This is a genomic window from Streptomyces sp. NPDC086077 (genome assembly GCF_040686175.1).
In the GTDB taxonomy this organism is placed as follows: domain Bacteria; phylum Actinomycetota; class Actinomycetes; order Streptomycetales; family Streptomycetaceae; genus Streptomyces.
In genome coordinates, this window is sequence record NZ_JBFBJT010000039.1 from 14,335 (window position 1) to 39,750 (window position 25,416).

Below are 25,416 nucleotides of genomic sequence, written 5' to 3' on the forward strand. Positions count from 1 at the left end.
CCCTCGAAAGGTGGCCGCGAGGGTCAGCCCACGTCGAACGTGGCGGGGTCCGGGCCCAGCCGGCGGTCCTCGTTCAGCGCGCTGATCGCCGCCAGGTCCTCGGTGTCCAGGCTGAAGTCGAAGACGTCGATGTTCTCCGCGATCCGGGAGGGCGTCACGGACTTAGGGATCACCACGTTGCCCAGCTGGAGGTGCCAGCGCAGCACGACCTGGGCGGGCGTGCGGTTGTGCTTCTGGGCGATGGCCACGATCGCCGGGACCTCCAGCAGGCCCCTGCCCGAGCCCAGCGGGGACCAGGCCTCGGTGGCGATGCCCTGTTCCGCGTGGAACTCCCGGGCGGCGTGCTGCTGGAGATGCGGGTGCAGCTCGATCTGGTTGACGGCCGGGACGACCGACGTCTCGCCGATCAGCCGCTCGAGGTGCTCCGGCAGGAAGTTGGAGACGCCGATGGCCTTGATCCGGCCGTCGGAGTGCAGCTTCTCGAACGCCTTGTACGTGTCGACGAACAGGCCCTTCGCCGGGAGGGGCCAGTGGATCAGGTACAGATCCACGTAGTCCAGGCCGAGCTTGTCGAGGGAGACGTCGAAGGCGCGCAGGGTGGAGTCGTACCCCTGGTCGCCGTTCCAGAGCTTGGTGGTGACGAAAAGCTCTTCGCGAGGGAGGCCGGAGGCGCCGAGGGCCTTGCCGGTGCCCTCTTCGTTGCCGTAGATCGCCGCTGTGTCGATGCTGCGGTACCCGGCCTCCAGCGCCGTGGCGACCGCGCGCTCCGCCTCGTCGTCCGGCACCTGCCAGACGCCGAAGCCCAGCTGGGGCATCTCGACGCCGTTGTTGAGGATGATCGGGGGGACCTTGCTGCTCACGAGCTCTGATCCTTCGGTTGTCGTCAGGTGGAACTCATATCGTCAACGATCACGGGCCCGGATGCATTCCTGACGCGGAAATGACCGGAAGCCGCCTCACGTGCCGTACAGGGCCTCGACCTCCTTGGCGTACGCCCTCTCGATCGCCCTGCGCTTCAGCTTCAGCGACGGTGTGAGCAGGCCGTGCTCCTCGGTGAAGGGCTGCGCCAGGATCCGGAAGGTGCGGATCGACTCCGCCTGCGAGACGAGCGTGTTCGCGGCGACCACGGCCCGGCGCACCTCCATCTCCAGATCCGGGTCGCGCACCAGCTCGGCCGGGGTGAGCCGGGGCTTGCTGCGCATCTGGAGCCAGTGCTCGACGGCCTCCTGGTCCAGCGTGACCAGGGCGGCGACGAAGGGGCGGTCGTTGCCCACGAGGATGCACTGGGCGACCAGGGGGTGGTCCCGGACACGTTCCTCCAGCAGGCCCGGCGCCACGCTCTTGCCGCCGGACGTCACGAGGATCTCCTTCTTGCGGCCGGTGATCGTGAGGAAGCCGTCCTCGTCGAGGGAGCCTAGATCGCCGGTGGCCAGCCAGCCGTCGTGCAGGGTCTCGTCGGTGGCCTTGGGATTGTTGAGGTAGCCCTGGAACAGCGTGGGGCCGCGCAGCCAGACCTCGCCGTCGTCCGCGATGTGCACGGTGACACCCGGGACGGGTTGCCCGACCGTGCCGTAGCGGGTGCGCTCGGGCGGGTTGGCGGTGGCGGCCGCCGTGGACTCCGTCAGGCCGTACCCCTCGTAGATCTGCACGCCCGCGCCCGCGAAGAACAGGCCGAGCCGCCGGTCCATCGCCGAGCCACCGGACATGGCGTGCCGCACCCGGCCGCCCATCGCCTCGCGCACCTTGGCGTAGACGAGCTTGTCGAACAGCTGGTGCTGCATGCGCAGCCCCGCCGACGGGCCGGGCCCGATGCCCCACGCCTTGGCCTCGATTGCGTCCGCGTAGCGCACGGCGACGTCCACGGCCTTCCCGAAGGGCCCCGCCTTGCCCTCCCGCTCGGCCTTGCGGCGGGCGGCGTTGAAGACCTTCTCGAAGATGTACGGCACGGCCAGGATGAACGTCGGGCGGAAGGCGGCCAGGTCGGGCAGCAGGGCGGCCGCGTTGAGCTGCGGCTGGTGGCCGAAACGGACCCTGCCGCGGATCGCCGCCACCTCCACCATTCGGCCGAACACGTGCGCGAGCGGCAGGAAGAGAAGGGTGGCCGCCTCGTCGCCGCGCCTGGAGTGGAACACCGGCTCCCAGCGCTCGATGACGGTGTCCGCCTCGTACATGAAGTTGCCGTGCGAGATGACACACCCCTTGGGGCGGCCCGTGGTGCCGGAGGTGTAGATGATGGTGGCGACCGAGTCCGGGGTGACCGCCTTGCGGTGCCGGTGCACCACCTCGTCGTCCAGGTGGGCGCCCGCGTCGTACAGCTCGTGGACCGCGCCCGCGTCGAGCTGCCACAGCCGGCGCAGCCTCGGCAGCCGGTCGATGACGGTGGCGATGGTCATCGCGTGGTCCTCGTGCTCCACGATCGCGGCCGTCACCTCCGCGTCGTACAGCATCCAATAGCACTGCTCGGCCGACGACGTCGGGTAGAGCGGCACCACCTGGGCCCCGATCGTCCACAGCGCGAAGTCGAACAGCGTCCACTCGTAGCGGGTGCGGGACATGATGGCGACCCGGTCGCCGAACCGTATGCCCTCGGTGAGCAGGCCCTTGGCGAGGGCCAGCACCTCGTCGCGGAACTCGGCGGACGTGACGTCCCGCCATCGCCCGGCGTCGTCCTTGCGGCCGAGCGCGATGTGCGGTGGATCGTCCTGGGCGTGCTGGAAGACGACGTCGGCCAGGCCGCCCACCGGGGGCGCCAGCTCCAACGGAGGATTGGTGAACTCGCGCAAACCCGTTCCCCGCTCTCTGTGACGGCTCCCTGTGACGCCCGCACAGGCGGTGAAAGCTACCCCACGGCCCGTCCGGAAGGGAGGGGTGCGAAGGCGGAGGGGCGCTCGGTTACGTGCTGGTCAGCAGGGGACAATGCGCGCAGATGAGGACGGGTCGGACGGATTCCTGACGGTGGAGTAAGTTTCGGCGGCGTAATCTCCACGGAATCTGTACGACCCACTCACCGTGCCGGGCGTCAGCGGCGGTGCAGCCGCTCGCCCGCTGCCAGGACCGCCGCCGCCAAGGCGTCCGCCGGGTCCTGGGAGGCGGTGCGGCGGCGGCCGTGGACCAGCACGAAGTCGACCTGGCCGAGTTCGGGCAGGCCGAAACGGTCCGGGACGCGGACCAGGCCTGGCGGGACGAAGCCCCGGGAGTGGGCCATCACGCCGAGACCCGCTCGGGCGGCGGCGATGAGCCCGTTGAGGCTGCCGCTGGTGCAGGCGACGCGCCACGCGCGGCCCTGGCGCTGCAAGGACTCCAGGGCGAGGGCGCGGGTGATACCCGGCGGAGGATAGACGATCAGCGGGACCGGCCGGTCCGGGTCGAGACGCAGGCGTTCCGCGCCGATCCACACCAGACGGTCGCGCCACACCAGCTCACCGCGCGGGTCCTCGGGCCGCCGTTTGGCCAGGACCAGGTCCAGCTTCCCGGCCGCGAGCTGCTCGTGCAGGGTGCCGGAGAGCTCCACGGTCAGCTCCAGGTCGACCTCGGGGTGGTCGTGCCGGAAGCCCTCCAGGATCTCCGGGAGCCGGGTGAGCACGAAGTCCTCCGAGGCCCCGAAGCGCAGCCTGCCGCGCAGCCGGGTACCCGTGAAGAACGCCGTGGCCTGCTCGTGCACCTCCAGGATCCGGCGCGCGAAACCGAGCATGGCCTCGCCGTCCTCCGTCAGCTCCACGGAGTGCGTGTCCCGGCTGAACAGCTGGCGTCCGGTGGCGTCCTCCAGCCGCCGTACGTGCTGGCTGACCGTGGACTGGCGCAACCCGAGCCGCCGCCCGGCCTGGGTGAAGCTCAGCGTCTGGGAGACGGCCAGGAACGTGCGCAGGTGGGAGGGGTCGTACACGGGACCAGGGTAGCGGGGTCATTGAGATTCGTGATGACAGTCAGAGTGGTATGCCGGATTCACGATCGGCAGGTGAGGGAGCAGGATGGAGCGGGGACCCGTGACCCCGTACAGGCCCTGAGACAAGAAGTTAAGTGGAGCACCGTGAAACGCCTGCGTTGGCCGTCCTGGATGCCGATCGACCCGTACATCCTGCTGTTGCTCGGGACGGTGGGCCTCGCGGCACTCCTCCCGGCCCGGGGTACGGCCGCCGACGTGTCCTCCGGCGCCTCCACCGCGGCGATCGCCTTCCTCTTCTTCCTCTACGGCGCCCGCCTGTCCACCCGCGAGGCACTGGACGGGCTGAAGCACTGGCGGCTCCACGTCACCGTCCTGGCCTGCACCTTCGTCGTCTTCCCGCTGCTCGGGCTGGCCGCGCGCGGTCTGGTCCCGGTGTTGCTGACCCACTCCCTGTGGACCGGCCTGCTCTTCCTCACCCTGGTCCCGTCGACCATCCAGTCGTCGATCGCGTTCACCTCGATCGCCCGCGGAAACGTGCCCGCCGCGATCTGCGCCGGCTCCTTCTCCTCGCTCGCGGGCATCGTGATCACCCCGCTGCTCGCGGCGTCGCTGCTGGGCGGCGGAACGGGCGGGTTCCAGGCCGACGCGATCATCAAGATCGTGCTGCAGCTGCTGGTGCCGTTCCTTGCCGGGCAGCTGCTGCGGCCCTGGATCGGCGACTTCGTCGCCCGCCACAAGAAGGGCCTCGGCTACGTCGACCGCGGCTCGATCCTGCTCGTCGTGTACACGGCGTTCAGTGAGGGCATGGTCCACGGCGTCTGGCACCAGGTCAGCCCCGCCCGGCTGGCCGGGCTGCTCGGTGTGGAGGCGGTGCTTCTCGCCGTGATGCTCGCCCTGACCTGGTACGGCTCCAAGGCCCTCGGCTTCAGCCGGGCGGATCGCATCGCCATCCAGTTCGCCGGCTCGAAGAAGTCGCTGGCGTCCGGGCTGCCCATGGCGAGCGTGCTGTTCGGCGCGCAGGCCGCGCTGGCCGTGCTGCCGCTGATGCTCTTCCACCAGATGCAGCTGATGGTGTGCGCGGTGATCGCCAAGCGCCGCTCCCACGACCCGCGCGAGGAACTCACTGTGCCGGCTTCAGCCTCAGCGTCACGAACCGTGGTCGGTACAGGGTCACGTTCCCGCTGATCGCCGCCGCCGCGCCTGCCGTCTCCAGCCAGTTGACGTCGTAGCTGAGGACCAGACGCCCGTCGCCGCCGATGTCGGGATGCGCCTGCGGGTTGTACGCGGCGACCCCGCCGGACGGCAGCGGCGGGCTGAAGCCGCGCGTCGGCCCGTGCCAGGGCCCGGTGGGGGAGCAGGCCCAGTACGCCGTGACCGTGCCGAGGCCGGCCGCCCCCGCCGCCATGGTGAACAGCACGTAGGCGTCCCCGTCCCGCACCACCGAGAACGCGCTGCCCACCCCGGTGCGCCGCCCGTCGCCGAGGACCGGGGCCGGGCGGGTCCCGGTGACCCACTCGGAGCCGTTCCAGTACTCCCAGGCGGCCGGGTCCGCGAGCCCGCCGTCCGGCACCCGCGCCACGTACGCCGACGAGACGGGGCGGGACACGGCCTGCCCGTCGTCGCCGCCGAAGACGTAGCTCCAGCCGTCCCGCGCCACCAGCGTCGTGCCGAACAGCACCCGCCGGGACGGATCCGGCACCGCCTGCTGGTCGAAGACCTTGGTGATGGACTCGACCCGCAGCCCGGGCAGGGAGAGCGTGGCGACCTCGGTGGCGAGCGGCACCCCGTAGATCCACGGAGCCTGGCCGGCCGCCCGCGTCCACAGCAGCACCCGCACGACCCGCTCCGCCCCGCCGGGGGAGCGCGGCTCGACCCGGGCGGCGACGGGCCAGCGCCACTGCCCGCCTGCCGGTTCGGGAAAGAGCGGCGCGGGGAGCGTCGTGCGCAGCCGGCCCCCGGACATCACCACCGCCGAGTTGCGCACCATCGGCGTAGTGGTGTCGCGCCAGGCGTACGACTCGCCGGACGGATTGGGCGGGGGGTGCACGGGACCGAGGAAGGTGTCGGAGAACAGCCACAGCACCCGGCCGTCCGGCAGCCGCAGCGAATGGGTGCCGTCACCGCCGGTCCAGTCGTCGGTGCGGCCGGCGTCGTCGCCGTACCGGGCGAACTCGCCGGTGAGCGTGTCGGCGGCCGACCAGGAGGCGACCGTACGGCCCGTGCACGCGCCGCCGCCCTCCCGGTCGCCGTCCGGGAGGGCCGTGAGCAGCACGGCCGCGAGAACCAGGACCAGCAGCACCGCGGCCCAGGTTCCCGTGCGCTGTCGTGCTCGTCGTTCGTCGGGCACGCTCCGCGACGTTAGCGTGCGGCGGTCACCTGGTCCATGGGGAGCCACAGGATGTTGCCGAAGAAGGGGCCGGTGTGGGTGCGGCGGAGCCGGTCGATCTCCTCGTCGGACAGGTCCGTGTCCCAGACGCGGACCTCGTCCAGCGCGCCCGTGAAGAAGGCCCGGCTGTCCATGCGCTGGCCGATGTGCACCCCGAAGGGCGAGTTGCGGCTCACCGAGCCGGGCACGTCCTCTGTGCTGATCGCGGTGCCGTCGATGAACAGGGTCAGCTGCCCGCCGCCGCGGCGCAGCGCGAGGTGGTGCCAGTTGCCGTCGTTGTAGGCGCCGGCCGTCGCGACGGCGGCCGTGCCGACGGTACGGACGCCCTCCCGGGTGGTGATGAGGCCGCGCACCCGCTTGCTCTCCGGCTCGGCGCGCAGCCAGACCTGGGGCTGGCTGGTACCCACCCCGCCCATCCACAGCAGCGGCTGCTCACCGGTGGTGGCCGTGTAGCGGAACCACAGGGAGGCGGTGAAGTCGCCGTCGCCGAGCGGGAGTTCCTCGCGGTAGGGGAGCCGCACGGCGTCGTCGGTGCCGTCGAAGGCGAGGGCGTTGTTCAGCACGCCGGTGGTGGTCGAGGCGCCGCCGAGGACGCTCGCCTCGGGGGCGAGCAGGGCGCGGTCGGTGGTGGTCGGATCGGCGCCGCGGCGGGGCGTGAGCCACTCCTCGTTGAAGCGGGCGAAGCGGATCTCGTCGCGGGCGTCGACCGTGCCGGCCTCGTACATCAGGCCGACGGTGGTGCCGGAGATGTGCACCAGGTCGGAGTAGCCGGCCCAGTCGCGGGAGACGACCGTGCCGCGGTCCACGCTGTCCCAGGTCTCGCCGTCGTCGTAGGAGGAGCGGATCATCATCGTCCGGCGGCGGTCGGGGTCGCCCGGGCAGGCCAGCAGGAGGCGGTCGCCGAGGCGCAGGGTGGCGCCCTGGACCTGGGGGGCGTAGAGGTCGGGGACGGACTCGAAGGGGCCCTTGAAGGTCTGGCCGCCGTCGTTGCTGATCGCCTGGGAGCGGTGGCCGAGTTCGGTGCCCTCCTGTTCCCGGGCGCTGACCAGGACGTTGCCGTCGGAGCGCTCGGTCATGGAGATCTCGGAGGGCTTCTGGCCGAAGGTGCCGTCGGCGGAGAGCGGCCAGGAGTCGGTGGCGCCGATCCGCCAGGTGGTGCCGCCGTCGTCGCTGAGGACGAGGGCGGCGTGGTTCGCGGTGACCCGGTTGCCGTCCCAGGTCTCGGTGTTGACGCCGAAGACCAGCCGGCCGGCGTGGGCGCCCTGGGTGAGCTGGATGCCGTGCACGGGGCCGGTGGCGTACCAGGAGTTCCAGTGCGAGGGCAGGATCTGCGGGCTGAGGTCGCGCGGGGTGGACCAGGTGGCGCCGTCGTCGTCGCTGTGCTGCAGATGGGGGACGCGGTCGCAGGGGATGTCGCAGTGCTCGCTGTCGGGACGGCCCGTGTTGTACGTCTCCGCGAGCAGGATCCGGCCGGTCTCCCGGTCGACGACCGGGGTCGGGTTGCCGTGCGTGTCACCGCCGCCGTCGTTGACGACCTGCAACGGGCCCCAGGTGCGGCCGCCGTCGGTGGAACGCTTCAGCACGATGTCGATGTCTGTCGCGTCCCCGCAGTTGAGGACCCGCCCCTCGGCGAAGGCGAGCAGGGTGCCCTTCGTGGTCTGGACGACCGCCGGAATCCGGAAGCACGCATAGCCCGGGTCCTGCGAGGCCTTGAAGAGGACCTGCTCGTCGAAGAGCGGTGCGGCCGAGGTGGGTTGGGCCTGGGCGGGGCCCGGGAGGGCGGCGGCAGCCGTCAGGACGGCGCCCGCGGTGAGGGTGACTCTCAGACGTGCGCGGAGTCGAGACGGCATGAATGGCCCTTCATTTGTCTGAACATCTGGACATCCCACGTCCAACCTATGCGCCACAGACGGTAGTTGGCGGCAGCGACACACCGCAAGAAGCGTGCCGGGGCAACAGGGGTGATGTTCAGGTGGCCTGACGGACCGTCAGGAGAGCGTGACGAACTCGCCGCGAGTGCGGCGCGACGGGTTTGCCGCGGGCGCGGCGCATCGAATCGAGCCTCCCGAGTTCGTTGGAGTTCCCAACGATAAATCAGGTCGTGGGGAAATCCAATGAATTCCGCACTAGGCTGGATTCATGGCCGAAGCACCACTCTCCGCGATCCGCTCGCTGCCCAGCTGGATTCTCGGCCGGGCCGCCGCTCGCGGGCGCGCCCTGGTGGGGGAGGCGCTGGCCGCCGAGGGCATGAAGATGTGGCACCACGTGGTGCTGGTCGCCGTGCGCGACCTCGGCCCGATCGCCCAGGCCGACCTCGGCCGGAGTGTCGGGCTCGACCCCAAGGACGTCGTCGGCGTCCTCAACGACCTGCAGTCGGCCGGCCACGTCGTGCGCGCGCCCGACCCGAAGGACCGGCGCAAGAACGCCGTCTCCGTCACCGCGGAGGGCGTCCGGCTGCTGCGACGCTGCGAGCAGGCCGCCTGCGAGGCGAACGAGGCCCTGCTGGCCCCGCTCACCGCGGCCGAACGCCATCAGTTCATGAGCCTGCTCGGCAGGATCTCCGGTACGGAGTGACGCCCGCCGGCGACTGAGGCGGGCTGAGGCGGGACCCCTGCGGCGCAGGGGGCGCTCCCCGCCGGTCGGGGCCCCGCCGCCGTGTCGCGGGGGACCGTCAGCCCTGGGCGGTCGCGGTCCGCAGAGCGATGCGGTCCTCGCCCGCGTACACGTTCATGGAGCTGCCCCGCAGAAAGCCCACCAGGGTCAGCCCGGTCTCCTGGGCCAGGTCCACCGCCAGCGACGAGGGCGCCGAGACCGCCGCCAGCACCGGGATGCCCGCCATCACGGCCTTCTGCGCCAGCTCGAAGGAGGCCCGGCCCGAAACCAGCAGGATGGTGCGGGACAGCGGCAGGTCTCCGCTCTGCAGGGCGCGGCCGACCAGCTTGTCGACCGCGTTGTGCCGGCCCACGTCCTCGCGCACGTCCAGCAGCCGGCCCTCCTCGTCGAACAGCGCCGCCGCGTGCAGACCCCCGGTCCGGTCGAAGACCCGCTGGACCGCGCGCAGCCGGTCGGGGAGGTCCGCGAGCAGCTCGGGCTCGACGCGGACCGGGGGAGTGTCGGCGATGGGCCAGCGGGCCGTGGTCCGTACCGCGTCCAGGCTGGCCTTGCCGCACAGCCCGCAGGACGAGGTCGTGTAGACGTTGCGTTCGAGCGTGATGTCCGGGATCACCACCCCGGGCGCCGTCTGCACGTCGACCACGTTGTACGTGTTCGAGCCGTCCACGGTGGCGCCCGCGCAGTACACGATGTTCCGCAACTCGTCCCGCTCGCCCAGCACACCCTCGCTCACGAGGAACCCGGCCGCGAGCGCGAAGTCGTCGCCGGGGGTGCGCATGGTGATCGCGAGCGGTTTGCCGTTCAGCCGGATCTCCAGCGGTTCCTCGGCGACGAGTGTGTCCGGACGGGTGGAGACCGCGCCGTCCCGGATGCGGATCACCTTGCGTCGTTCCGTGACTCGTCCCATGTCCTGATCAGCCCCGGTTCTGTACGTGCTGGTAGCCGAAACGGCCCTTGATGCAGAGGTTGCCGTGGGTCACCGGGTTGTCGTGCGGCGAGGTGACCTTGACGATCTCATTGTCCTGCACATGAAGCGTGAGGTTGCAGCCCACTCCGCAGTAGGCGCAGACCGTCGTCGTCTCCGTCTGCTGCGACTCGTCCCACGTACCCGCCGCGCGCATGTCGAACTCCGACTTGAACGACAGCGCTCCCGTAGGGCAGACCTCGATGCAGTTGCCGCAGTACACGCACGCCGAATCGGTGAGCGGGCCGTCGTGCTCGACCGCGATCCGGGCGTCGAAGCCGCGGCCCACGACGGAGATCGCGAAGGTGTTCTGCCACTGGTCGCCGCAGGCGTCGACGCACTTGTAGCAGAGGATGCACTTGTCGTAGTCACGGACGTAGAGGTCGTTGTCGATCCTCGGTTCCTCGTCCAGGCGGGCGGCCTGCGGGCCGAAGCGGTCCGGCTTCGCCTCGTACTCCTTCAGCCACCCCGCCACCTCGGGAGTGGTCGACAGGTCGACCGATGAAGCGAGGAGTTCGAGGACCACCTTGCGGCTGTGCCGGGCGCGCTCGGTGTCCGTGTGTACGGTCATGCCCGGTTCCGCCTTGCGCGAGCAGGCCGGGACGAGGGTCCGGGAGCCCTCGACCTCGACCATGCAGACCCGGCAGGCGTTCTTGGGCGTGAGCGTGTCACCCTGGCAGAGGGTCGGGATGTCCTTCCCGGCCGCCCGGCAGGCGTCCAGGACGGTCGAGCCCTCCGGGACCCGGGCCTCCTGCCCGTCGATGGTGAACTCGACCAGCCGGCGCGGCACACCCAGTGGTATCGCGGTCATTCGTACGCCCCCAGACGGTCGATGGCGGATTCCACGGCGTTCCAGGCGGTCTGTCCCAGACCGCAGATCGAGGCGTCCCGCATCGCGCGGCCCACCTCTCTGAGCAGGGCGATGTCGCCCGAGGCGGCGGCACCGGTGCGCTCCACGATCCGGTGCAGCGCCTCCTCCTGCCGCACGGTCCCGACCCGGCACGGCACGCACCGCCCGCACGACTCGTCGCGGAAGAACTCGGCGATGCGCAGCAGCAGCCGGGGCAGCGGGACCGTGTCGTCGAAGGCCATCACGACACCCGAGCCGAGGGTCGTGCCGGCCTCGCGGGTGCCTTCGAAGGTGAGCGGGATGTCCGTCTCGTCGGGCCGTACGAAGCCGCCGGCCGCGCCGCCGAGCAGGACCGCGCGCAGCCCGTCCCGCACGCCCGCCAGCTCCAGCAGCTCACCCAGCGTGGCGCCGAACGGCAGCTCGTAGATCCCGGGCCGCGCCACGCTCCCGGACACGCAGAAGAGCTTCGGGCCGGTCGAGGCCCGCGTGCCGATCGCCGCGTACGCCGGGGCGCCCATCGTCAGGATCGGCAGGACGTTGACCAGTGTCTCGACGTTGTTCTCCACGGTGGGCTTGCCGAACAGGCCCTTCTCCACGGGGAAGGGCGGTTTGGAGCGCGGCTCGCCCCGGTAGCCCTCGATGGAGTTGAACAGGGCCGTCTCCTCGCCGCAGATGTACGCGCCCGCGCCCCGCCGGATCTCGATGTCGAAGGCGTACCCCTGCCCCAGGACGTCGTCGCCCAGCAGGCCACGCGCGCGTGCCTGGGCGAGGGCGTGCTCCAGCCGCCGCAGGGCGCGGGGGTACTCGCCACGCAGGTAGAGGTAGCCGCGGTGCGCCCCGGTGGCGTACCCCGCGATGGTCATGGCCTCCACCAGCGCGTACGGGTCGCCCTCCATGAGCACCCGGTCCTTGAACGTGCCCGGCTCGGACTCGTCGGCGTTGCACACGACGTAGTGCGGATGGTCGGGCTGGGACGCCGTGGCCTGCCATTTGCGGCCGGTGGGGAAGGCGGCGCCGCCGCGCCCGACCAGGCCCGAGTCGGTGACCTCGCGGATCACCCCGGCGGGGCCGAGCTCGAAGGCGCGGCGCAGGGCGGTGTAGCCGCCGTGCGCCCGGTAGTCGTCGAGCGACGTGGGGTCCACGACGCCGATCCGCCGCAGCAGCACCAGATCCGGTGAGCCCGCCTGCGGCACGGCCAGCGCGGCCGGCGGCTCCTGCGGCGCCGAGTCGGGCGCGGTCGCGGCGAGCACGGCCGCGTCCACCGTCGCCGGTGCCGACACCGCCGTACGGACCGGGTCCCCCGCCCTGACGGCGAGCGCTGCCGGGGCGCGTTCGCACAGGCCCAGGCAGGGGGAGCGCTCGACGTGGACGCCGGGACCGAGACGGGCCTCGATCCCGGCGCACAGCTCCTGCGCTCCGGCGGCCGCGCAGGCGAGGTCCGTGCAGACGTGCAGCACGGTCGCCGGACGCGGCTTCACCGAGAACATCGCGTAGAAGGTGGCCACCCCGTACGCCTCCGCCGGCGGCACGGTCAGCCGCCGGCACAGGTAGTCCAGGGCGCCGTCGCTGATCCAGCCGATCCGGTCGTTGATCGCGTGCAGCCCCGGCAACAGCAGGTCGCGGCGGTCCCGGGCCTCCCGCCCGCCACGTGCCCACCTGAGGTCGGCATCGGAGCGGTCGGCACCCTCCCAGGAGGACTCGGGCGGGCCGAGGAGCGCGTCGACGGCCGCCCGCTCGTCGTCCGTCGGTTTGCTGTCGCCGAAGTGCAGGTCCACTTACGTCACCTCACGATGGTCGCGACGGGAAGCTTGTCGATCCGGATCGCCGACGCCTTGAACTCCGCCGTCCCCGCGATCGGGCAGTTCGCCTCGATCGTCAGCTGGTTGGTGTCCACCTCGTCGGGAAAGTGCATGGTCATGAAGGCGAGGCCGGGCCGCAGCGCCGGGTCGATCCACACCGGCGCGACCACGGCGCCACGCCGGGAGGACACCTGGACCTCCTCGCCCACGACGACCCCGTACCGCTCGGCGTCCTCCGGGCACAGCTCGACGTACTCGCCGCGCCGCAGCGGGGAGGCGAAACCGCCGCTCTGCACACCCGTGTTGTACGAGTCGAGCCGGCGGCCGGTGGTGAGCCGGATCGGGTACTGGTCGTCGGTGAGGTCGACGGGCGGGTCGTGCTGGACCAGCCCGAAGGGCGCGAGCCTGCCGCGCCCGGCCGGGTCCGGGTCCCACAACCGGCCGTGCAGATAACTGGGTTCGATGCCGTCGGTGCTCGGGCACGGCCACTGGATGCCCTGGTGCTCCGCCAGGCGGTCGTACGTCATCCCGTAGTGGTCCGGCGAGACCGAGCGCAGCTCGTTCCAGACGGCCTCGGCGTCGGCGTACTTCCAGTCGTGGCCCAGGCGCGCGGCCAGGTCGCAGAGGATGTCGATGTCCTCGCGGGCCTCGCCGGGCGGGGTCACGGCCCGGCGCACCCGCTGGACGCGGCGTTCGCTGTTGGTCGTCGTGCCGTCGGTCTCGGCCCAGCCCGCGGTCGCGGGCAGCACGACGTCCGCCAGCTCGGCGGTCTTCGTCAGGAAGATGTCCTGGACGACCAGGAAGTCCAGCGCCTGCAGCCGCCGTACCGCCTGTCCGCTGTCCGCCTCCGACTGCGCCGGGTTCTCGCCGATGCAGTAGACGGCCTTGAGGGTGCCCTCCTCCATCGCCTCGAACATCTCCGTGAGGTTCAGTCCGTAGTGCGGCTGGATGACGGTGTCCCAGGCGGACTCGAACTTCAGCCGGGTGTCGGCGTCGAGGATGTCCTGGAAGCCGGGCAGGCGGTTGGGGATCGCGCCCATGTCGCCGCCGCCCTGCACGTTGTTCTGGCCGCGCAGCGGCTGGAGCCCGGAGCCGTAGCGGCCGACGTGGCCGGTCAGCAGGGACAGGTTGATGAGCGCGCGGACGTTGTCGGTGCCGTTGTGGTGCTCGGTGATGCCGAGGGTCCAGCACAGCTGGGCGCGCTCGGCCCGGGCGTAGGCGTGCGCCAGCTCGCGGATCGCCTGCGCCGGTACGCCCGTCACCTTCTCGGCGAGCGAGAGCGTCCACGGCTCGACGAGTGCCTTGTACTCCTCGAAGCCGGTGGTAGCCCGCTCGATGAACGCCTCGTTGGCGAGCCCGGCGTGGATGATCTCGCGGCCGATCGCGTGCGCCATCGGGATGTCGGTGCCGACGTTCAGCCCGAGCCAGCTCTCCGCCCACTCGGCGGTGGAGGTACGGCGCGGATCGACGGCGTGCATGCGCGCCCCGTTGCGGATGCCCCGCAGGACGTGCTGGAAGAAGATCGGATGCGCGAAGCGGGCGTTGGAGCCCCACATCACGATGACGTCGGTGTGCTCGATCTCCTCGTACGACGACGTCCCCCCGCCCGAGCCGAAGGCGGCGGACAGGCCAGCGACGCTGGGGGCGTGGCAGGTGCGGTTGCAGGAGTCGACGTTGTTGGTGCCCATGACGACCCGGGCGAACTTCTGGGCGACGTAGTTCATCTCGTTCGTCGCGCGGGCGCAGGAGAACATGCCGAACGCGCCCTGTGCCGCCCGCAGTCCGCGTGCGGCACGGTCGAGGGCCTCGTCCCAGGTGGCCGGGCGGAAGGGGGCCTCGCGCGAGTCCCTGACGAGGGGGTGCGTGAGCCGGGTGTAGGTCTTCGGGGACTGGCGTTTCCTCATGCGGCGCTCCTCAGCGCGAGCAGGTCCGAGATGGCGTGCACCGTGCGCAGGGTCGGCACGTCGACGCCGGTGATCTCCGCCAGCTCGACGACCGCGGCGAGCAGCACGTCGAGTTCGAGCGGTTTGCCGCGCTCCAGGTCCTGGAGCGTGGAGGTGCGGTGGTCGCCCACCTTCTCGGCGCCCGCGAGGCGGCGTTCGATGGAGACGCCGACCTCGCAGCCGAGGGCGTCGGCGACGGCGAGCGTCTCGGTCATCATGATCTCGATGACCCGCCGGGTGCCGCCGTGCAGGCACATCTGGCGCATGGTCGCCCGGGCGAGCGCGCTGATCGGGTTGAAGGAGATGTTGCCGAGCAGCTTCAGCCAGATGTCGTTGCGCAGGTCCGGTTCGACCGGGCACTTCAGGCCGCCGGCCCGCATGGCGTCGCCGAAGGCGGAGCACCGTGCGGACACGCTGCGGTCGGGCTCGCCGATGGAGAACCGGGTGCCTTCCAGATGCCGTACGACGCCCGGTGCCTCCAGTTCGGTGGCCGCGTAGACCACGCAGCCGATGGCGCGTTCGGGCGCGAGCACCGCGCTGACCGAGCCGCCGGGGTCCACGCTCTCGATACGGTGGCCGTCGTGGGGGCCGCCGTGGCGGTGGAAGTACCACCAGGGGATGCCGTTCTGGGCGGCGATCACCGCCGTGGTGCCGTGCAGCAGTGGCTCGATCAGCGGCCCGCACGCCGCGTACGAGTTGGCCTTCAGGCCCAGGAAGACGTAGTCGACCGGGCCGACTTCGGCCGGGTCGTCGGTGGCGTGGGCGTGCGCGGTGAAGTCGCCGCGCGGGCTGAGCACCTGCACGCCGTGCCGCCTCATGGCCGCGAGATGCGGTCCACGGGCGATGAGATGCACATCGGCGCCCGCGCGGTGGAGCGCGGCACCGACGTAGGCGCCGATTGCTCCGGCGCCGAGGACTGCGACTTTCACAAGAACACTCCGTTCGGTTTGAGGGATACCGCGGAGATGGCCGGGGACGGCTTGTGTCGACGAAATATTGTCTACAGTATGGAGGTTGGGTCGACAAGGGTCCGCGCGATGACCGTTCGGCGCAGGTTGGATACCGCTCACCGCATACGGTCGACCCGCCGTCTTCTCAACCCCCTTGATCCTTCCTACCGTCCGGGATCCATGAGTCCCCCCGTCGCACCCCCGGGATGGAGCCGCTGGCTGGTGCCGCCCGCCGCGCTCTCCGTCCATCTCTCCATCGGGCAGGCCTACGCCTGGAGCGTGTTCAAGCCGCCCCTCGAATCCGCGCTCGGCCTCAGCGGCACCCAGAGCGCGCTGCCCTTCCAGCTCGGCATCGTCATGCTCGGACTGTCGGCCGCGTTCGGCGGCACGCTCGTGGAGCGCAAGGGGCCGCGCTGGGCGATGACCGTGGCGCTGGTCTGCTTCTCCTCGGGCTTCCTGCTGTCCGCGCTCGGCGCCGCAACGGAGCAGTACTGGCTGATCGTCCTCGGCTACGGCTTCGTCGGCGGCATCGGCCTCGGCATCGGCTACATCTCACCGGTCTCCACGCTGATCAAGTGGTTCCCGGACCGGCCCGGCATGGCCACCGGCATCGCCATCATGGGCTTCGGCGGTGGCGCGCTGATCGCCTCCCCCTGGTCCGCGCAGATGCTGGAGTCCTTCGGCTCCGACAGCTCCGGGATCGCGCTCGCCTTCCTGGTGCACGGGCTGACGTACGCCGTGTTCATGCTGCTCGGCGTGGCGCTCGTGCGGGTGCCGCGGGTCGAGCGGCCGGTGGCGTCCGGCCCGGCGGTGACCGAGGGCGTGCAGGTGTCGGCGAAGAGCGCCGTGCGCACCCCGCAGTTCTGGTGCCTGTGGGTCGTGCTCTGCATGAACGTGACCGCGGGCATCGGCATCCTGGAGAAGGCCGCGCCGATGATCACGGACTTCTTCGCGGACACCGCCACCCCGGTCTCGGTGACCGCGGCCGCAGGCTTCGTCGCGCTGCTCTCGGCGGCGAACATGGCCGGCCGCATCGCCTGGTCGTCGACCTCCGACCTGATCGGGCGCAAGAACATCTACCGCGTCTACCTGGGCGTCGGCGCGCTGATGTACCTGCTGATCGCGCTGTTCGGCGACTCGTCCAAGCCGCTGTTCATCCTGTGCGCGCTGGTGATCCTCTCCTTCTACGGCGGTGGCTTCGCGACGATTCCGGCGTATCTGAAGGACCTCTTCGGCACGTACCAGGTCGGCGCGATCCACGGGCGGCTGCTCACCGCCTGGTCCACGGCCGGTGTGCTCGGGCCGCTGATCGTCAACTGGATCGCCGACTGGCAGGAGGAGGCCGGCAGGCACGGCGCGTCCCTGTACGGACTGTCGTTCACGATCATGATCGGGCTGCTGGTCGTCGGCTTCGTCGCCAACGAACTCGTCCGCCCCGTCCACTCCCGCCACCACATCCCCGCACCCCGTCAGGAGGCCGTCGATGCCAGACGACAACAGCCAGAGTCCGCCTGACCGGCGCCCGCTGATCGCGTTCGCCTGGCTGTGGGTGGGCGCACCGCTCGCGTATGGTTTGTACGAACTCGTACGGAAGGCGACACAATTGTTCACAGGATGAAGGTGCCTGGATTTTTTGCGCGAACCGTTTGGTCGGACGTTCGACAGCCTGCGGGAAACCGACAAGCCGCGGGTCCCATTCCTGTGCCTTTGCCTGCACCCTTACTCGTGAGTCGCTGACCAGACTGGTGGGTCCCGCATCCCGCAGCAACGAGGGGACCACCCATGAACGGCTCGCGCATCGCCGCCGTCGGCCACTACCAGCCCGCCAAGGTGCTCACCAACGAGGACCTGGCGGGCATGGTCGACACCAGCGACGAGTGGATCAGAAGCCGGGTCGGCATCCGCACCCGGCACATCGCCGGGCCCGACGAGCCGGTGGACGAGCTGGCCGCGCACGCCGCCGCCAAGGCGCTCGCGGCGGCCGGGCTGGCACCGGCCGACATCGACCTCGTCCTCGTCGCCACCTCGACGGCCGTCGACCGATCCCCGAACATGGCCGCCCGGGTGGCGGCCCGGCTCGGCATCCCGAGGCCCGCCGCGATGGACGTCAACGTGGTGTGCGCCGGCTTCACCCATGCCCTCGCCACCGCCGACCACACCGTGCGGGCGGGCGCCGCGAGCCGGGCGCTGGTGATCGGCGCCGACAAGATGTCCGACGTCACCGACTGGACCGACCGCAGCACCTGCGTGCTCGTCGGCGACGGGGCGGGGGCCGCCGTCGTGGAGGCCTCGGACGAACCGGGCGTGGGGCCGGTGCTCTGGGGGTCGGTGCCGGACATGGGGCACGCGGTGCGGATCGAGGGGGAGCCCGCGCGGTTCGCGCAGGAGGGGCAGAGCGTCTACCGGTGGGCGACCACCCGACTGCCGCCGCTCGCCCGGCAGGCCTGCGCGCGCGCCGGGTACGCGCCGGCGGACCTCGCCGCGGTGGTGCTGCACCAGGCCAACCTGCGGATCATCGAGCCGCTCGCCGAGAAGCTGGGCGCCGTCAACGCCGTCATCGCGCGCGACGTCTCCGAGTCCGGGAACACCTCGGCGGCCAGCATTCCGCTCGCGCTCTCCAAACTGGTGGAACAGGGGGCGATTTCGACCGGCGACCCGGTGCTGCTGTTCGGGTTCGGGGGGAACCTGTCGTACGCCGGGCAGGTCGTGCGGTGTCCCTGAGCGCCGGCGCGGGCCGGAGTGTGACGAGGCCAACTACCGCTCCCGCTGGTCATTGTGCGCCGTAGACTGTAGACAAAAGGCAATTGATACTCTCTTTCCCAGGGCTTTACGGCCCCGGGGGTTGCTCCGGGGTTGACGTCCGCTGTGCACGGCCCAGCCAGGAGGGGACCGATGTTGTCGACAGGACTGCCGCAGGGTGCGGTGCCCAAGCTCGAACGTCCCGGCCCGCTGCGCGACCGCGTCTACGAGGCGCTGCTCGAACTCATCACCACCCGCGCCCTCCAGCCCGGCCAGCACCTGGTCGAGAGCGAACTCGCGGGGCACCTCGGCGTCTCCCGGCAGCCGGTGCGTGAGGCGCTGCAGCGGCTGAACACCGAGGGGTGGGTCGATCTGCGCCCGGCGCAGGGCGCGTTCGTGCACGAGCCGACCGAGGAGGAGGCCGACCAGCTCCTGACGGTCCGTACGCTGCTGGAGGCCGAGGCCGCCCGGCTCGCCGCCGTCAACGCGGGCAAGGCCGGCGTGGCCGTCCTCGAAGAGCTGTGCGCGCAGGGCGAGCGCGCGGTCGCCGCCGACGACGTGGACGGCGCGGTCGCGCTCAACGCCCGCTTCCACGCGAAGATCATGGAGCTGGCGGGCAACGCCGTCCTCGCCGAACTGGCCGCGCAGGTCGACCGCCGGGTCCGCTGGTACTACACGCCTGTCGCCCGGCAGCGCGGCAAGCAGTCCTGGATCGAGCACCGTGAGCTGATCGCCGCGATCACGGCGCGTGACGAGCAGCGGGCGACGACCGTCATGCGCGCGCACACCGAGCACACGCGCAAGTCGTACCACGAGCGCCCGCGCGGCTAGCCGGCTCTTACCGGTGCGCCCGTAATGGGGCGTACCCGGCTGTGTACCGGGGTGTGGTCCTCTACGGGCCGCACCCGTCGGCATGTCATGCCTCCTCGTCACTGCGCGTAAGTCCGGCCATGCCCTCGCAGGCCCACCCTCGTCCCATCTTTGTCCTGCGAGTGGAGAAAGTCCGCAGCAATTCGTGCGCACCTTCTTCCCAGTCCCGGCGCCCACTGCTACGTTCCCCCTCGAAAGCCGGACAGCGATGGCCGATTCGAGGCGGGGAGGGGCTCGTGAGACGCATGACCGCACGACCCGCGAACGCCCACCAGGCCAGACTGCTGAAGCTGTTGCGTGACGGTGGGCCCAACTCCCGGGCCCAGCTGGGCGATCAGGTCGACCTCTCGCGATCCAAGCTGGCCGTCGAGGTCGACCGGCTGCTGGAGACGGGCCTGATCGTCGCCGACGGACTCGCCGCCTCGCGCGGCGGCCGTCGCTCGCACAACATCCGGCTCGCACCCAACCTGCGCTTCCTCGGCGTCGACATCGGCGCGACCTCCATCGACGTCGCGGTCACCAACGCGGAGCTGGAGATCCTGGGGCACATCACCCAGCCGATGGAGGTGCGCGAGGGACCCGTCGCGGTCTTCGAGCAGGTCCTCGCCATGGCGGCCAAGCTGCGGGCCTCCGGGCTCGCGGAGGGCTTCGACGGCGCCGGCATCGGCGTCCCGGGCCCGGTCCGCTTCCCCGAGGGCGTGCCCGTGGCACCGCCGATCATGCCGGGCTGGGACGGCTTCCCCGTGCGGGAGGCGCTCAGCCAGGAACTCGGCTGCCCGGTCATGGTCGACAACGACGTGAACCTGATGGCGATGGGGGAGATGCACGCGGGCGTCGCACGCTCCGTGGGCGACTTCCTCTGCGTCAAGATCGGCACCGGCATCGGCTGCGGCATCGTCGTCGGCGGTGCCGTGCACCGTGGTACCACGGGCTCCGCGGGCGACATCGGGCACATCCAGGCCGTGCCCGACGGACGTCCGTGCGCCTGCGGCAACCGCGGCTGCCTGGAGGCCCACTTCAGCGGCGCGGCACTCGCCCGCGACGCGCTGGAGGCGGCCCAGCAGGGAGACTCGGCCGAACTCGCGGCACTGCTGGAGTCGAACGGCATGCTCAGCGCCGTCGACGTCGCCACCGCGGCCGCCGCGGGCGACGCCACCGCCCTCGAACTGATCCGTGAGGGCGGCAACCGCACCGGCCAGGTCATCGCCGGCCTGGTCAGCTTCTTCAACCCCGGCCTGGTGGTGATCGGTGGCGGGGTGACCGGCCTCGGCCACACCCTGCTCGCCGCGATCCGCACCCAGGTCTACCGTCAGTCGCTGCCGCTGGCGACCGGCAACCTTCCCATCGTCCTCGGCGAGTTGGGCCCCACCGCCGGTGTCATCGGCGCGGCCCGGCTGATCAGCGACCACCTCTTCTCACCCGCGTAAGCACCTCCGACGCGCGCACCATCCGTACAGCGCCCTGCTTCGCCCTGCCCTGCTCCGCCCTGCCCTGAAACCGGCCCGCACGCCTGCCAAGGGGAACCCACATGGCCCCAGAACCACCCCTGCTCAGCATGTCCGGCATCACCAAGTCGTTCCCCGGCGTCCGCGCCCTGGACGGCGTCGATCTCGACGTCCAGGCCGGTGAAGTGCACTGTCTGCTCGGCCAGAACGGCGCAGGCAAGTCCACCCTGATCAAGGTGCTGGCCGGCGCCCATCAACCCGACACCGGCACCATCAGCTGGCGCGGCGAGGACGTGACCCTGCGCTCGCCCATCGCCGCCATGCGCCTGGGCATCGCCACCATCTACCAGGAACTCGACCTGGTGGAGCACCTGTCGGTCGCCGAGAACGTCCACCTCGGACACGAGCCGACGGCCGCCGGCTTCGTCGTACGGCGCAAGACGGCCAAGGCATCAACAGCCGCGCTCCTCAAGCGACTCGGGCACGGTGAGATCGATCCGGCGCGGCTCGTCGGCGAGCTGTCGGCCGCCCAGCAGCAGATCGTCTCCATGGCCCGTGCGCTCTCCCACGACGTACGGCTGATCGTGATGGACGAGCCGTCCGCCGCCCTCGACCCAGACGAGGTGGACAACCTCTTCCGCATCGTCGGCGACCTCACCGCCGACGGCGTCGCCGTCGTCTACATCTCGCACCGCCTGGAGGAGATCCGCCGGATCGGCGACCGGGTGACCGTGCTGAAGGACGGCCGGGCCGTGGCGGGCGGGCTGCCCGCGAAGTCGACGCCGACGCGTGAGGTCGTCGCGCTGATGACCGGCCGCAACGTCGAGTACGTCTTCCCCGACCGGCCGGCCTCGCCGAGGCGGGGGGACGCGCTGCTGGAGGTGCGGGGGCTGGCGCGCACCGGTGAGTTCGAGTCCTTCGACCTGACCGTGCGCCCCGGCGAGATCGTCGGCCTCGCGGGACTCGTCGGCTCCGGCCGCTCCGAGATCCTGGAGACCATCTACGGCGCCCGCAAGCCCACCGCCGGTCAAGTCCTCATAGAAGGGAAGCCGTTGAAGCCCGGCAGCGTGCGCGCCGCCGTCCGCGCCGGACTCGGGCTCGCCCCCGAGGAGCGCAAGGCGCAGGCGCTGCTGATGCTGGAGTCGGTCACTCGCAACGTCTCGGTCTCCTCCATGTCCCGCTTCTCGCGCGGTGGCTGGATCGACCGCGGCGCGGAGCTGGGCGCGGCACGCGCGGCGACCCGCGAGCTGTCGCTGCGCCCCGACAACCCCTCGGTACCCGTCCGCACCCTGTCCGGCGGCAACCAGCAGAAGGCCGTGCTGGCCCGCTGGCTGCTGCGCGGCTGCCGCGTCCTGCTGCTCGACGAGCCGACCCGCGGCGTCGACGTCGGCGCCCGCGCCGAGCTCTACGCGGTCGTCCGGCGCCTCGCCGACGAGGGCCTCGCGGTGCTGCTGGTCTCCAGCGAGGTGCCCGAGGTGCTCGGCCTCGCCGACCGTGTGCTGGTGCTGCGGGAGGGGCGCGTCGTACACACCGCTCCCGCCAGTGAGCTGGACGAACACCGCGTACTCGACCTCGTGATGGAAGGAAGCCCGGCGACATGACGCAGCCCGTCTCCCCGCCGCGGGACAGCGCCGACAAGGTGCCGTCGGCCGTTCAACCCCCCGCCTGGCGCGGCATGCTGTTCCGTGCCGACGTCCGCACCCTGTCGCTGCTCGGCGTGCTCGCCGCGCTCGTCGTCATCGGCGGCATCACCAAGCCGGACGAGTTCCTCGACACCCGCAACCTGCAACTGGTCCTCACCCAGGCCTCCGTGATCGGTGTCGTCACGGTGGGGATGACCTTCGTCATCACCTCCGGCGGCATCGACCTCTCCGTCGGCGCGATCGTCGCCCTCGCCTCCGTGTGGGCGACCACCGTCGCCACCCAGGAGTACGGCTTCGCGGGCATCCTCTTCACCTCGGTGCTCGTCGGCGTGGGCTGCGGACTGGTCAACGGACTGCTCATCGCGTACGGCGGGATGGTCCCGTTCATCGCGACGTTGGCCATGCTGGCCTCGGCGCGCGGACTGGCGCTGCAGATCACGGACGGCAGCACGCAGATCGTCACGGTGGACGGCATCCTCGACCTCGGTGAGCGCGACGCCTATGTACTCGGCGTGCCGCCGCTCGTCCTCGTCTTCGCGGTCGTCACGATCATCGGCTGGCTGGTGCTGAACCGCACCACCTTCGGCCGCCGCACCGTCGCCGTCGGCGGCAACGCGGAGGCGGCGCGGCTGGCCGGCATCGATGTCCGCTGGCAGCGGCTGTATCTCTACCTGCTCTCCGGACTGTGCTGCGGCATCGCCGCGTTCCTGCTGATCATCCTGTCCGGATCCGGCCAGAACACCAACGGCAACCTCTACGAACTCGACGCCATCGCGGCCGCGATCATCGGCGGCACGCTGCTCAGCGGAGGCCGCGGCACCATCGTCGGCTCCGTGCTCGGCGTCCTGATCTTCACCACGATCACCAACATCTTCGCCCTGAACAACCTGCAGAGCGACGTCCAGCAGATCGCCAAGGGCGCGATCATCGTCGCCGCCGTGCTGGTCCAGCGCCGTACCGCGAGCACGACCTGAGGAAAGGGTTCACCGCCATGTCTCAACTCACCAGTCGCAGAGGACTGCTCTTCGGGACCGCCGCCGTCTCGGCCGGTGCCCTCCTCGCCGGGTGCACCAGCAACGAGCCCAAGGAGGAGGAGCGGGCCGCCGACAGCCAGCCGGCCGCCGACGACAAGCCGGGCAAGCAGGTCACCATCGGCTTCGCCGGACCGCAGGCCGACCACGGCTGGCTCAACGCGATCAACGAGAACGCCAAGAGCCGCGCCGAGAAGTACGAGGACGTGACGCTGGAGATCACCGAGGGCTCCAACGACACCGCCGCGCAGATCGGCCAGATCGAGACCCTCATCAACAAGAAGGTCGACGTCCTGGTCATCCTGCCCGCCGACGGCAAGGCGCTCACCCAGGTCGGGCTCAAGGCGATGCGGGCCGGGATCCCGGTGATCAACCTGGACCGTATCTTCAACACCCCGCAGGCGTACCGCTGCTGGATCGGCGGCGACAACTACGGCATGGGCCTCAACGCCGGCCACTACATCGGCGAGAAGCTCAAGGACAAGTCCGACGCCCGGGTCATCGAGCTGGCCGGACTGGACAACCTGGAGCTGACCAAGCAGCGCTCCCAGGGCTTCGACGACGCGCTGAAGAACTACCCGAACATCCGCAAGGTGGCCCGCCAGGCCGCCGAGTTCACCGTGGAGTCGGGGCAGGCCAAGATGGCCCAGCTGCTCCAGGCCCAGTCCAAGTTCGACGCCCTGTGGAACCACGACGACGACCAGGGCGTGGGCGCGCTGCGCGCCATCGAGCAGGCCGGGCGCGACGACTTCCTGATGGTCGGCGGAGCCGGCGCGCTCTCCGCGTTCCAGGCCATCGAGGCGGACGACGGCGTGCTGAAGGCGACGGTGCTCTACCCGCCCAGCATGGCCGCCTCGGCCATCGACCTGGCCCGCGCCCTCGGCCAGTCCAAGGGCATCGGCGGCCTCGCCGAGTTCGAGATCCCGGCGTCGCTGACGCTCTACTCGGCCGTCGTCGACAAGACCAACATCGAGCAGTACATGTCCACCGGCTTCAAGTGAGGCGCCCCGCTCGACGGGCCCGGCCCTCGTGAAGGGGCCGGGCCCCCACCCCCCACCGCGCCACGACGACGAGGAGGACATCCGTATGGCACAGCCGCAAGCGCCCGAAGGGACCGGGGCGGACCAGCCCCCGCTGCGTATCGGCATGGTCGGCTACGCCTTCATGGGCGCCGCCCACTCCCAGGGCTGGCGCACCGCGGGCCGCGTCTTCGACCTGCCCCGGCAGCCGGAGCTGACGGTCATCTGCGGGCGGGACGAGACGGCCGTGCGTGCGGCGGCCGCCCGGCACGGCTGGGCGGCGACCGAGACCGACTGGCGGGCGCTGATCGCCCGGGACGACGTCGACCTGGTCGACATCTGCACTCCCGGCGACAGCCACGCCGAGATCGCGATCGCCGCGCTGGCCGCGGGCAAGCACGTCCTGTGCGAGAAGCCCCTCGCGAACACCGTCGAGGAGGCCGAGGCGATGGCGACCGCCGCCGAAGCGGCCCACGAGCGGGGTCAGCTGGCGATGGTCGGCTTCAACTACCGCCGGGTGCCCGCCACCGCGCTGGCCCGGCAGATGGTCGCCGAGGGCCGTCTCGGCACCCTGCGGCACGTCAGGGTGTCGTACCTCCAGGACTGGCTGGTCGACCCGCAGGCCCCGCTGACCTGGCGGCTGCGCAAGGAACTGGCCGGCTCCGGCTCGCTCGGCGACCTCGGGGCGCACATCGTCGACCTGGCGCAGTACCTGGCCGGTGAGCAGCTGGCCGGTGTGTCGGCGCTCACGGAGACCTTCGTACGGGAAAGGCCGCTCGCCGGGGCCGTCCGGGGCCTGGGCGCGGCCTCGGCCGACGGGACCGGGCAGGTCACCGTGGACGACGCCGCCCTGTTCACCGCCCGGTTCACCTCCGGCGCCCTCGCCTCCTTCGAGGCCACCCGGTACGCCACCGGCCGCAAGAACGCCCTGCGCATCGAGCTCAACGGCGAACACGGCTCGCTGGCCTTCGACCTGGAGCGGCTCAACGAGCTCTGGTACCACGACGGCACCGAGCCGGACAACCGGGCCGGATTCCGCCGCATCCTCGCCACCGAACCCGACCACCCCTATCTGGAGGCCTGGTGGCCGCCGGGCCACGGCCTCGGTTACGAGCACACCTTCGTCCACCAGGCCCGGGACCTCGTCCACGCGGTCGCCGAGGGCCGCCTCCCCGAACCCTCCTTCGCCGACGGGCTGCAGGTGCAGCGCGTGCTCGCGGCGGTGGAGGAGAGCGCCGAGAAGAACTCCGTCTACACCCCGATCGCGGTCTAGGAGGCGTT

At 71.2% G+C, this 25,416-nt stretch carries 20 protein-coding genes; 10 read left to right on the forward strand and 10 right to left on the reverse strand.

What is annotated here, in order from left to right; all coding sequences use genetic code 11:
* Positions 1 to 23: 23 nt before the first annotated feature.
* From AB0O67_RS14145 to AB0O67_RS14155, 3 genes are all read right to left on the reverse strand, one after another.
* Entirely contained in the window at positions 24 to 860 is an 837-nt protein-coding gene (locus tag AB0O67_RS14145; protein WP_365449633.1) for an aldo/keto reductase, read from the reverse strand.
* Positions 861 to 956: 96 nt separating this feature from the next.
* The gene (locus AB0O67_RS14150; RefSeq protein WP_365449635.1) at positions 957 to 2,783 is read right to left on the reverse strand and encodes an AMP-dependent synthetase/ligase; all 1,827 of its coding nucleotides are present in this window, start codon (positions 2,781 to 2,783) and stop codon (positions 957 to 959) included.
* Between the two features lie 236 nt (positions 2,784 to 3,019).
* Positions 3,020 to 3,883 (reverse strand): LysR substrate-binding domain-containing protein, encoded by an 864-nt coding sequence (locus tag AB0O67_RS14155; protein WP_365449637.1) that lies wholly within the window; start codon positions 3,881 to 3,883, stop codon positions 3,020 to 3,022.
* 171 nt (positions 3,884 to 4,054) lie between these two features.
* On the opposite strand from AB0O67_RS14155, the gene AB0O67_RS14160 reads away from it, so the two are divergent.
* Positions 4,055 to 5,068: a bile acid:sodium symporter family protein gene (locus tag AB0O67_RS14160; protein ID WP_365449690.1), complete on the forward strand. Its 1,014-nt coding sequence runs from the start codon at positions 4,055 to 4,057 to the stop codon at positions 5,066 to 5,068.
* Here AB0O67_RS14160 and AB0O67_RS14165 read toward each other — a convergent pair.
* Positions 5,004 to 6,230 (reverse strand): DUF4185 domain-containing protein, encoded by a 1,227-nt coding sequence (locus tag AB0O67_RS14165; protein ID WP_365449639.1) that lies wholly within the window; start codon positions 6,228 to 6,230, stop codon positions 5,004 to 5,006. The genes AB0O67_RS14160 and AB0O67_RS14165 overlap by 65 nt on opposite strands.
* Before the next feature lie 11 nt (positions 6,231 to 6,241).
* Positions 6,242 to 8,119, reverse strand: coding sequence for an exo-alpha-sialidase (locus AB0O67_RS14170; RefSeq protein ID WP_365449641.1), 1,878 nt, complete (start codon positions 8,117 to 8,119; stop codon positions 6,242 to 6,244).
* A gap of 289 nt (positions 8,120 to 8,408) precedes the next feature.
* Here AB0O67_RS14170 and AB0O67_RS14175 point away from each other — a divergent pair, with 289 nt between their 5' ends.
* Positions 8,409 to 8,843: a MarR family transcriptional regulator gene (locus tag AB0O67_RS14175; RefSeq protein ID WP_365449643.1), complete on the forward strand. Its 435-nt coding sequence runs from the start codon at positions 8,409 to 8,411 to the stop codon at positions 8,841 to 8,843.
* A gap of 97 nt (positions 8,844 to 8,940) precedes the next feature.
* Here the strand turns inward: AB0O67_RS14175 and fdhD are convergent, their stop codons facing one another.
* Genes fdhD through AB0O67_RS14200 form a run of 5 tightly spaced genes read right to left on the reverse strand, consistent with a single transcriptional unit; the run spans position 8,941 to position 15,367 of the window.
* A complete protein-coding gene (gene fdhD / locus AB0O67_RS14180) occupies positions 8,941 to 9,789 on the reverse strand; it encodes a formate dehydrogenase accessory sulfurtransferase FdhD (protein WP_365449645.1) in 849 nt (282 codons plus the stop codon).
* A gap of 7 nt (positions 9,790 to 9,796) precedes the next feature.
* Positions 9,797 to 10,657, reverse strand: a complete 861-nt coding sequence (locus AB0O67_RS14185) for a 2Fe-2S iron-sulfur cluster-binding protein (protein WP_365449647.1) — start codon at positions 10,655 to 10,657, stop codon at positions 9,797 to 9,799.
* The gene (locus AB0O67_RS14190; protein WP_365449649.1) at positions 10,654 to 12,471 is read right to left on the reverse strand and encodes an NAD(P)H-dependent oxidoreductase subunit E; all 1,818 of its coding nucleotides are present in this window, start codon (positions 12,469 to 12,471) and stop codon (positions 10,654 to 10,656) included. The genes AB0O67_RS14185 and AB0O67_RS14190 overlap by 4 nt, the downstream gene beginning before the upstream one ends.
* A 5-nt stretch (positions 12,472 to 12,476) precedes the next feature.
* Positions 12,477 to 14,399 carry a molybdopterin-dependent oxidoreductase gene (locus tag AB0O67_RS14195; RefSeq protein WP_365449651.1) on the reverse strand — a complete coding sequence of 641 codons (1,923 nt, stop codon included), beginning with the start codon at positions 14,397 to 14,399 and terminating at the stop codon, positions 12,477 to 12,479.
* Entirely contained in the window at positions 14,396 to 15,367 is a 972-nt protein-coding gene (locus AB0O67_RS14200) for a 2-dehydropantoate 2-reductase (protein ID WP_365449653.1), read from the reverse strand. The genes AB0O67_RS14195 and AB0O67_RS14200 overlap by 4 nt, the downstream gene beginning before the upstream one ends.
* Positions 15,368 to 15,568: 201 nt before the next feature.
* Here AB0O67_RS14200 and AB0O67_RS14205 point away from each other — a divergent pair, with 201 nt between their 5' ends.
* The 8 genes from AB0O67_RS14205 to AB0O67_RS14240 all read left to right on the forward strand — a co-directional run bounded on the left by AB0O67_RS14205 (position 15,569) and on the right by AB0O67_RS14240 (position 25,408).
* Positions 15,569 to 16,903, forward strand: a complete 1,335-nt coding sequence (locus tag AB0O67_RS14205; protein ID WP_365449655.1) for an OFA family MFS transporter — start codon at positions 15,569 to 15,571, stop codon at positions 16,901 to 16,903.
* A gap of 267 nt (positions 16,904 to 17,170) precedes the next feature.
* Positions 17,171 to 18,109, forward strand: coding sequence for a beta-ketoacyl-ACP synthase III (locus AB0O67_RS14210; RefSeq protein ID WP_365449657.1), 939 nt, complete (start codon positions 17,171 to 17,173; stop codon positions 18,107 to 18,109).
* Between the two features lie 171 nt (positions 18,110 to 18,280).
* Positions 18,281 to 18,958: a GntR family transcriptional regulator gene (locus AB0O67_RS14215; protein ID WP_365449659.1), complete on the forward strand. Its 678-nt coding sequence runs from the start codon at positions 18,281 to 18,283 to the stop codon at positions 18,956 to 18,958.
* A 284-nt stretch (positions 18,959 to 19,242) separates the two neighbouring features.
* Positions 19,243 to 20,424: an ROK family transcriptional regulator gene (locus AB0O67_RS14220; protein WP_365449661.1), complete on the forward strand. Its 1,182-nt coding sequence runs from the start codon at positions 19,243 to 19,245 to the stop codon at positions 20,422 to 20,424.
* A 101-nt stretch (positions 20,425 to 20,525) separates the two neighbouring features.
* Positions 20,526 to 22,043 carry a sugar ABC transporter ATP-binding protein gene (locus AB0O67_RS14225; protein ID WP_365449663.1) on the forward strand — a complete coding sequence of 506 codons (1,518 nt, stop codon included), beginning with the start codon at positions 20,526 to 20,528 and terminating at the stop codon, positions 22,041 to 22,043.
* A complete protein-coding gene (locus tag AB0O67_RS14230) occupies positions 22,040 to 23,059 on the forward strand; it encodes an ABC transporter permease (RefSeq protein ID WP_365449665.1) in 1,020 nt (339 codons plus the stop codon). Before AB0O67_RS14225 ends, AB0O67_RS14230 begins: the two co-directional genes overlap by 4 nt.
* Before the next feature lie 17 nt (positions 23,060 to 23,076).
* Positions 23,077 to 24,117: a substrate-binding domain-containing protein gene (locus tag AB0O67_RS14235; RefSeq protein ID WP_365449667.1), complete on the forward strand. Its 1,041-nt coding sequence runs from the start codon at positions 23,077 to 23,079 to the stop codon at positions 24,115 to 24,117.
* An 85-nt stretch (positions 24,118 to 24,202) separates the two neighbouring features.
* Positions 24,203 to 25,408 (forward strand): Gfo/Idh/MocA family oxidoreductase, encoded by a 1,206-nt coding sequence (locus AB0O67_RS14240; protein ID WP_365449669.1) that lies wholly within the window; start codon positions 24,203 to 24,205, stop codon positions 25,406 to 25,408.
* Positions 25,409 to 25,416: the final 8 nt, after the last annotated feature.

What these genes read in the sequence shown, in the direction of transcription:
- AB0O67_RS14225 (WP_365449663.1), top strand. Translation starts at nt 20,526, where the DNA reads ATGGCCCCAGAACCACCCCTGCTCAGCATGTCCGGCATCACCAAGTCG.
- AB0O67_RS14230 (WP_365449665.1), top strand. Translation starts at nt 22,040, where the DNA reads ATGACGCAGCCCGTCTCCCCGCCGCGGGACAGCGCCGACAAGGTGCCG.
- AB0O67_RS14240 (WP_365449669.1), top strand. Translation starts at nt 24,203, where the DNA reads ATGGCACAGCCGCAAGCGCCCGAAGGGACCGGGGCGGACCAGCCCCCG.
- AB0O67_RS14195 (WP_365449651.1), bottom strand. Translation starts at nt 14,399, where the DNA reads ATGAGGAAACGCCAGTCCCCGAAGACCTACACCCGGCTCACGCACCCC.
- AB0O67_RS14170 (WP_365449641.1), bottom strand. Translation starts at nt 8,119, where the DNA reads ATGCCGTCTCGACTCCGCGCACGTCTGAGAGTCACCCTCACCGCGGGC.
- fdhD (WP_365449645.1), bottom strand. Translation starts at nt 9,789, where the DNA reads ATGGGACGAGTCACGGAACGACGCAAGGTGATCCGCATCCGGGACGGC.
- AB0O67_RS14160 (WP_365449690.1), top strand. Translation starts at nt 4,055, where the DNA reads ATGCCGATCGACCCGTACATCCTGCTGTTGCTCGGGACGGTGGGCCTC.
- AB0O67_RS14185 (WP_365449647.1), bottom strand. Translation starts at nt 10,657, where the DNA reads ATGACCGCGATACCACTGGGTGTGCCGCGCCGGCTGGTCGAGTTCACC.
- AB0O67_RS14215 (WP_365449659.1), top strand. Translation starts at nt 18,281, where the DNA reads ATGTTGTCGACAGGACTGCCGCAGGGTGCGGTGCCCAAGCTCGAACGT.
- AB0O67_RS14205 (WP_365449655.1), top strand. Translation starts at nt 15,569, where the DNA reads ATGAGTCCCCCCGTCGCACCCCCGGGATGGAGCCGCTGGCTGGTGCCG.
- AB0O67_RS14210 (WP_365449657.1), top strand. Translation starts at nt 17,171, where the DNA reads ATGAACGGCTCGCGCATCGCCGCCGTCGGCCACTACCAGCCCGCCAAG.
- AB0O67_RS14235 (WP_365449667.1), top strand. Translation starts at nt 23,077, where the DNA reads ATGTCTCAACTCACCAGTCGCAGAGGACTGCTCTTCGGGACCGCCGCC.
- AB0O67_RS14175 (WP_365449643.1), top strand. Translation starts at nt 8,409, where the DNA reads ATGGCCGAAGCACCACTCTCCGCGATCCGCTCGCTGCCCAGCTGGATT.
- AB0O67_RS14220 (WP_365449661.1), top strand. Translation starts at nt 19,243, where the DNA reads ATGACCGCACGACCCGCGAACGCCCACCAGGCCAGACTGCTGAAGCTG.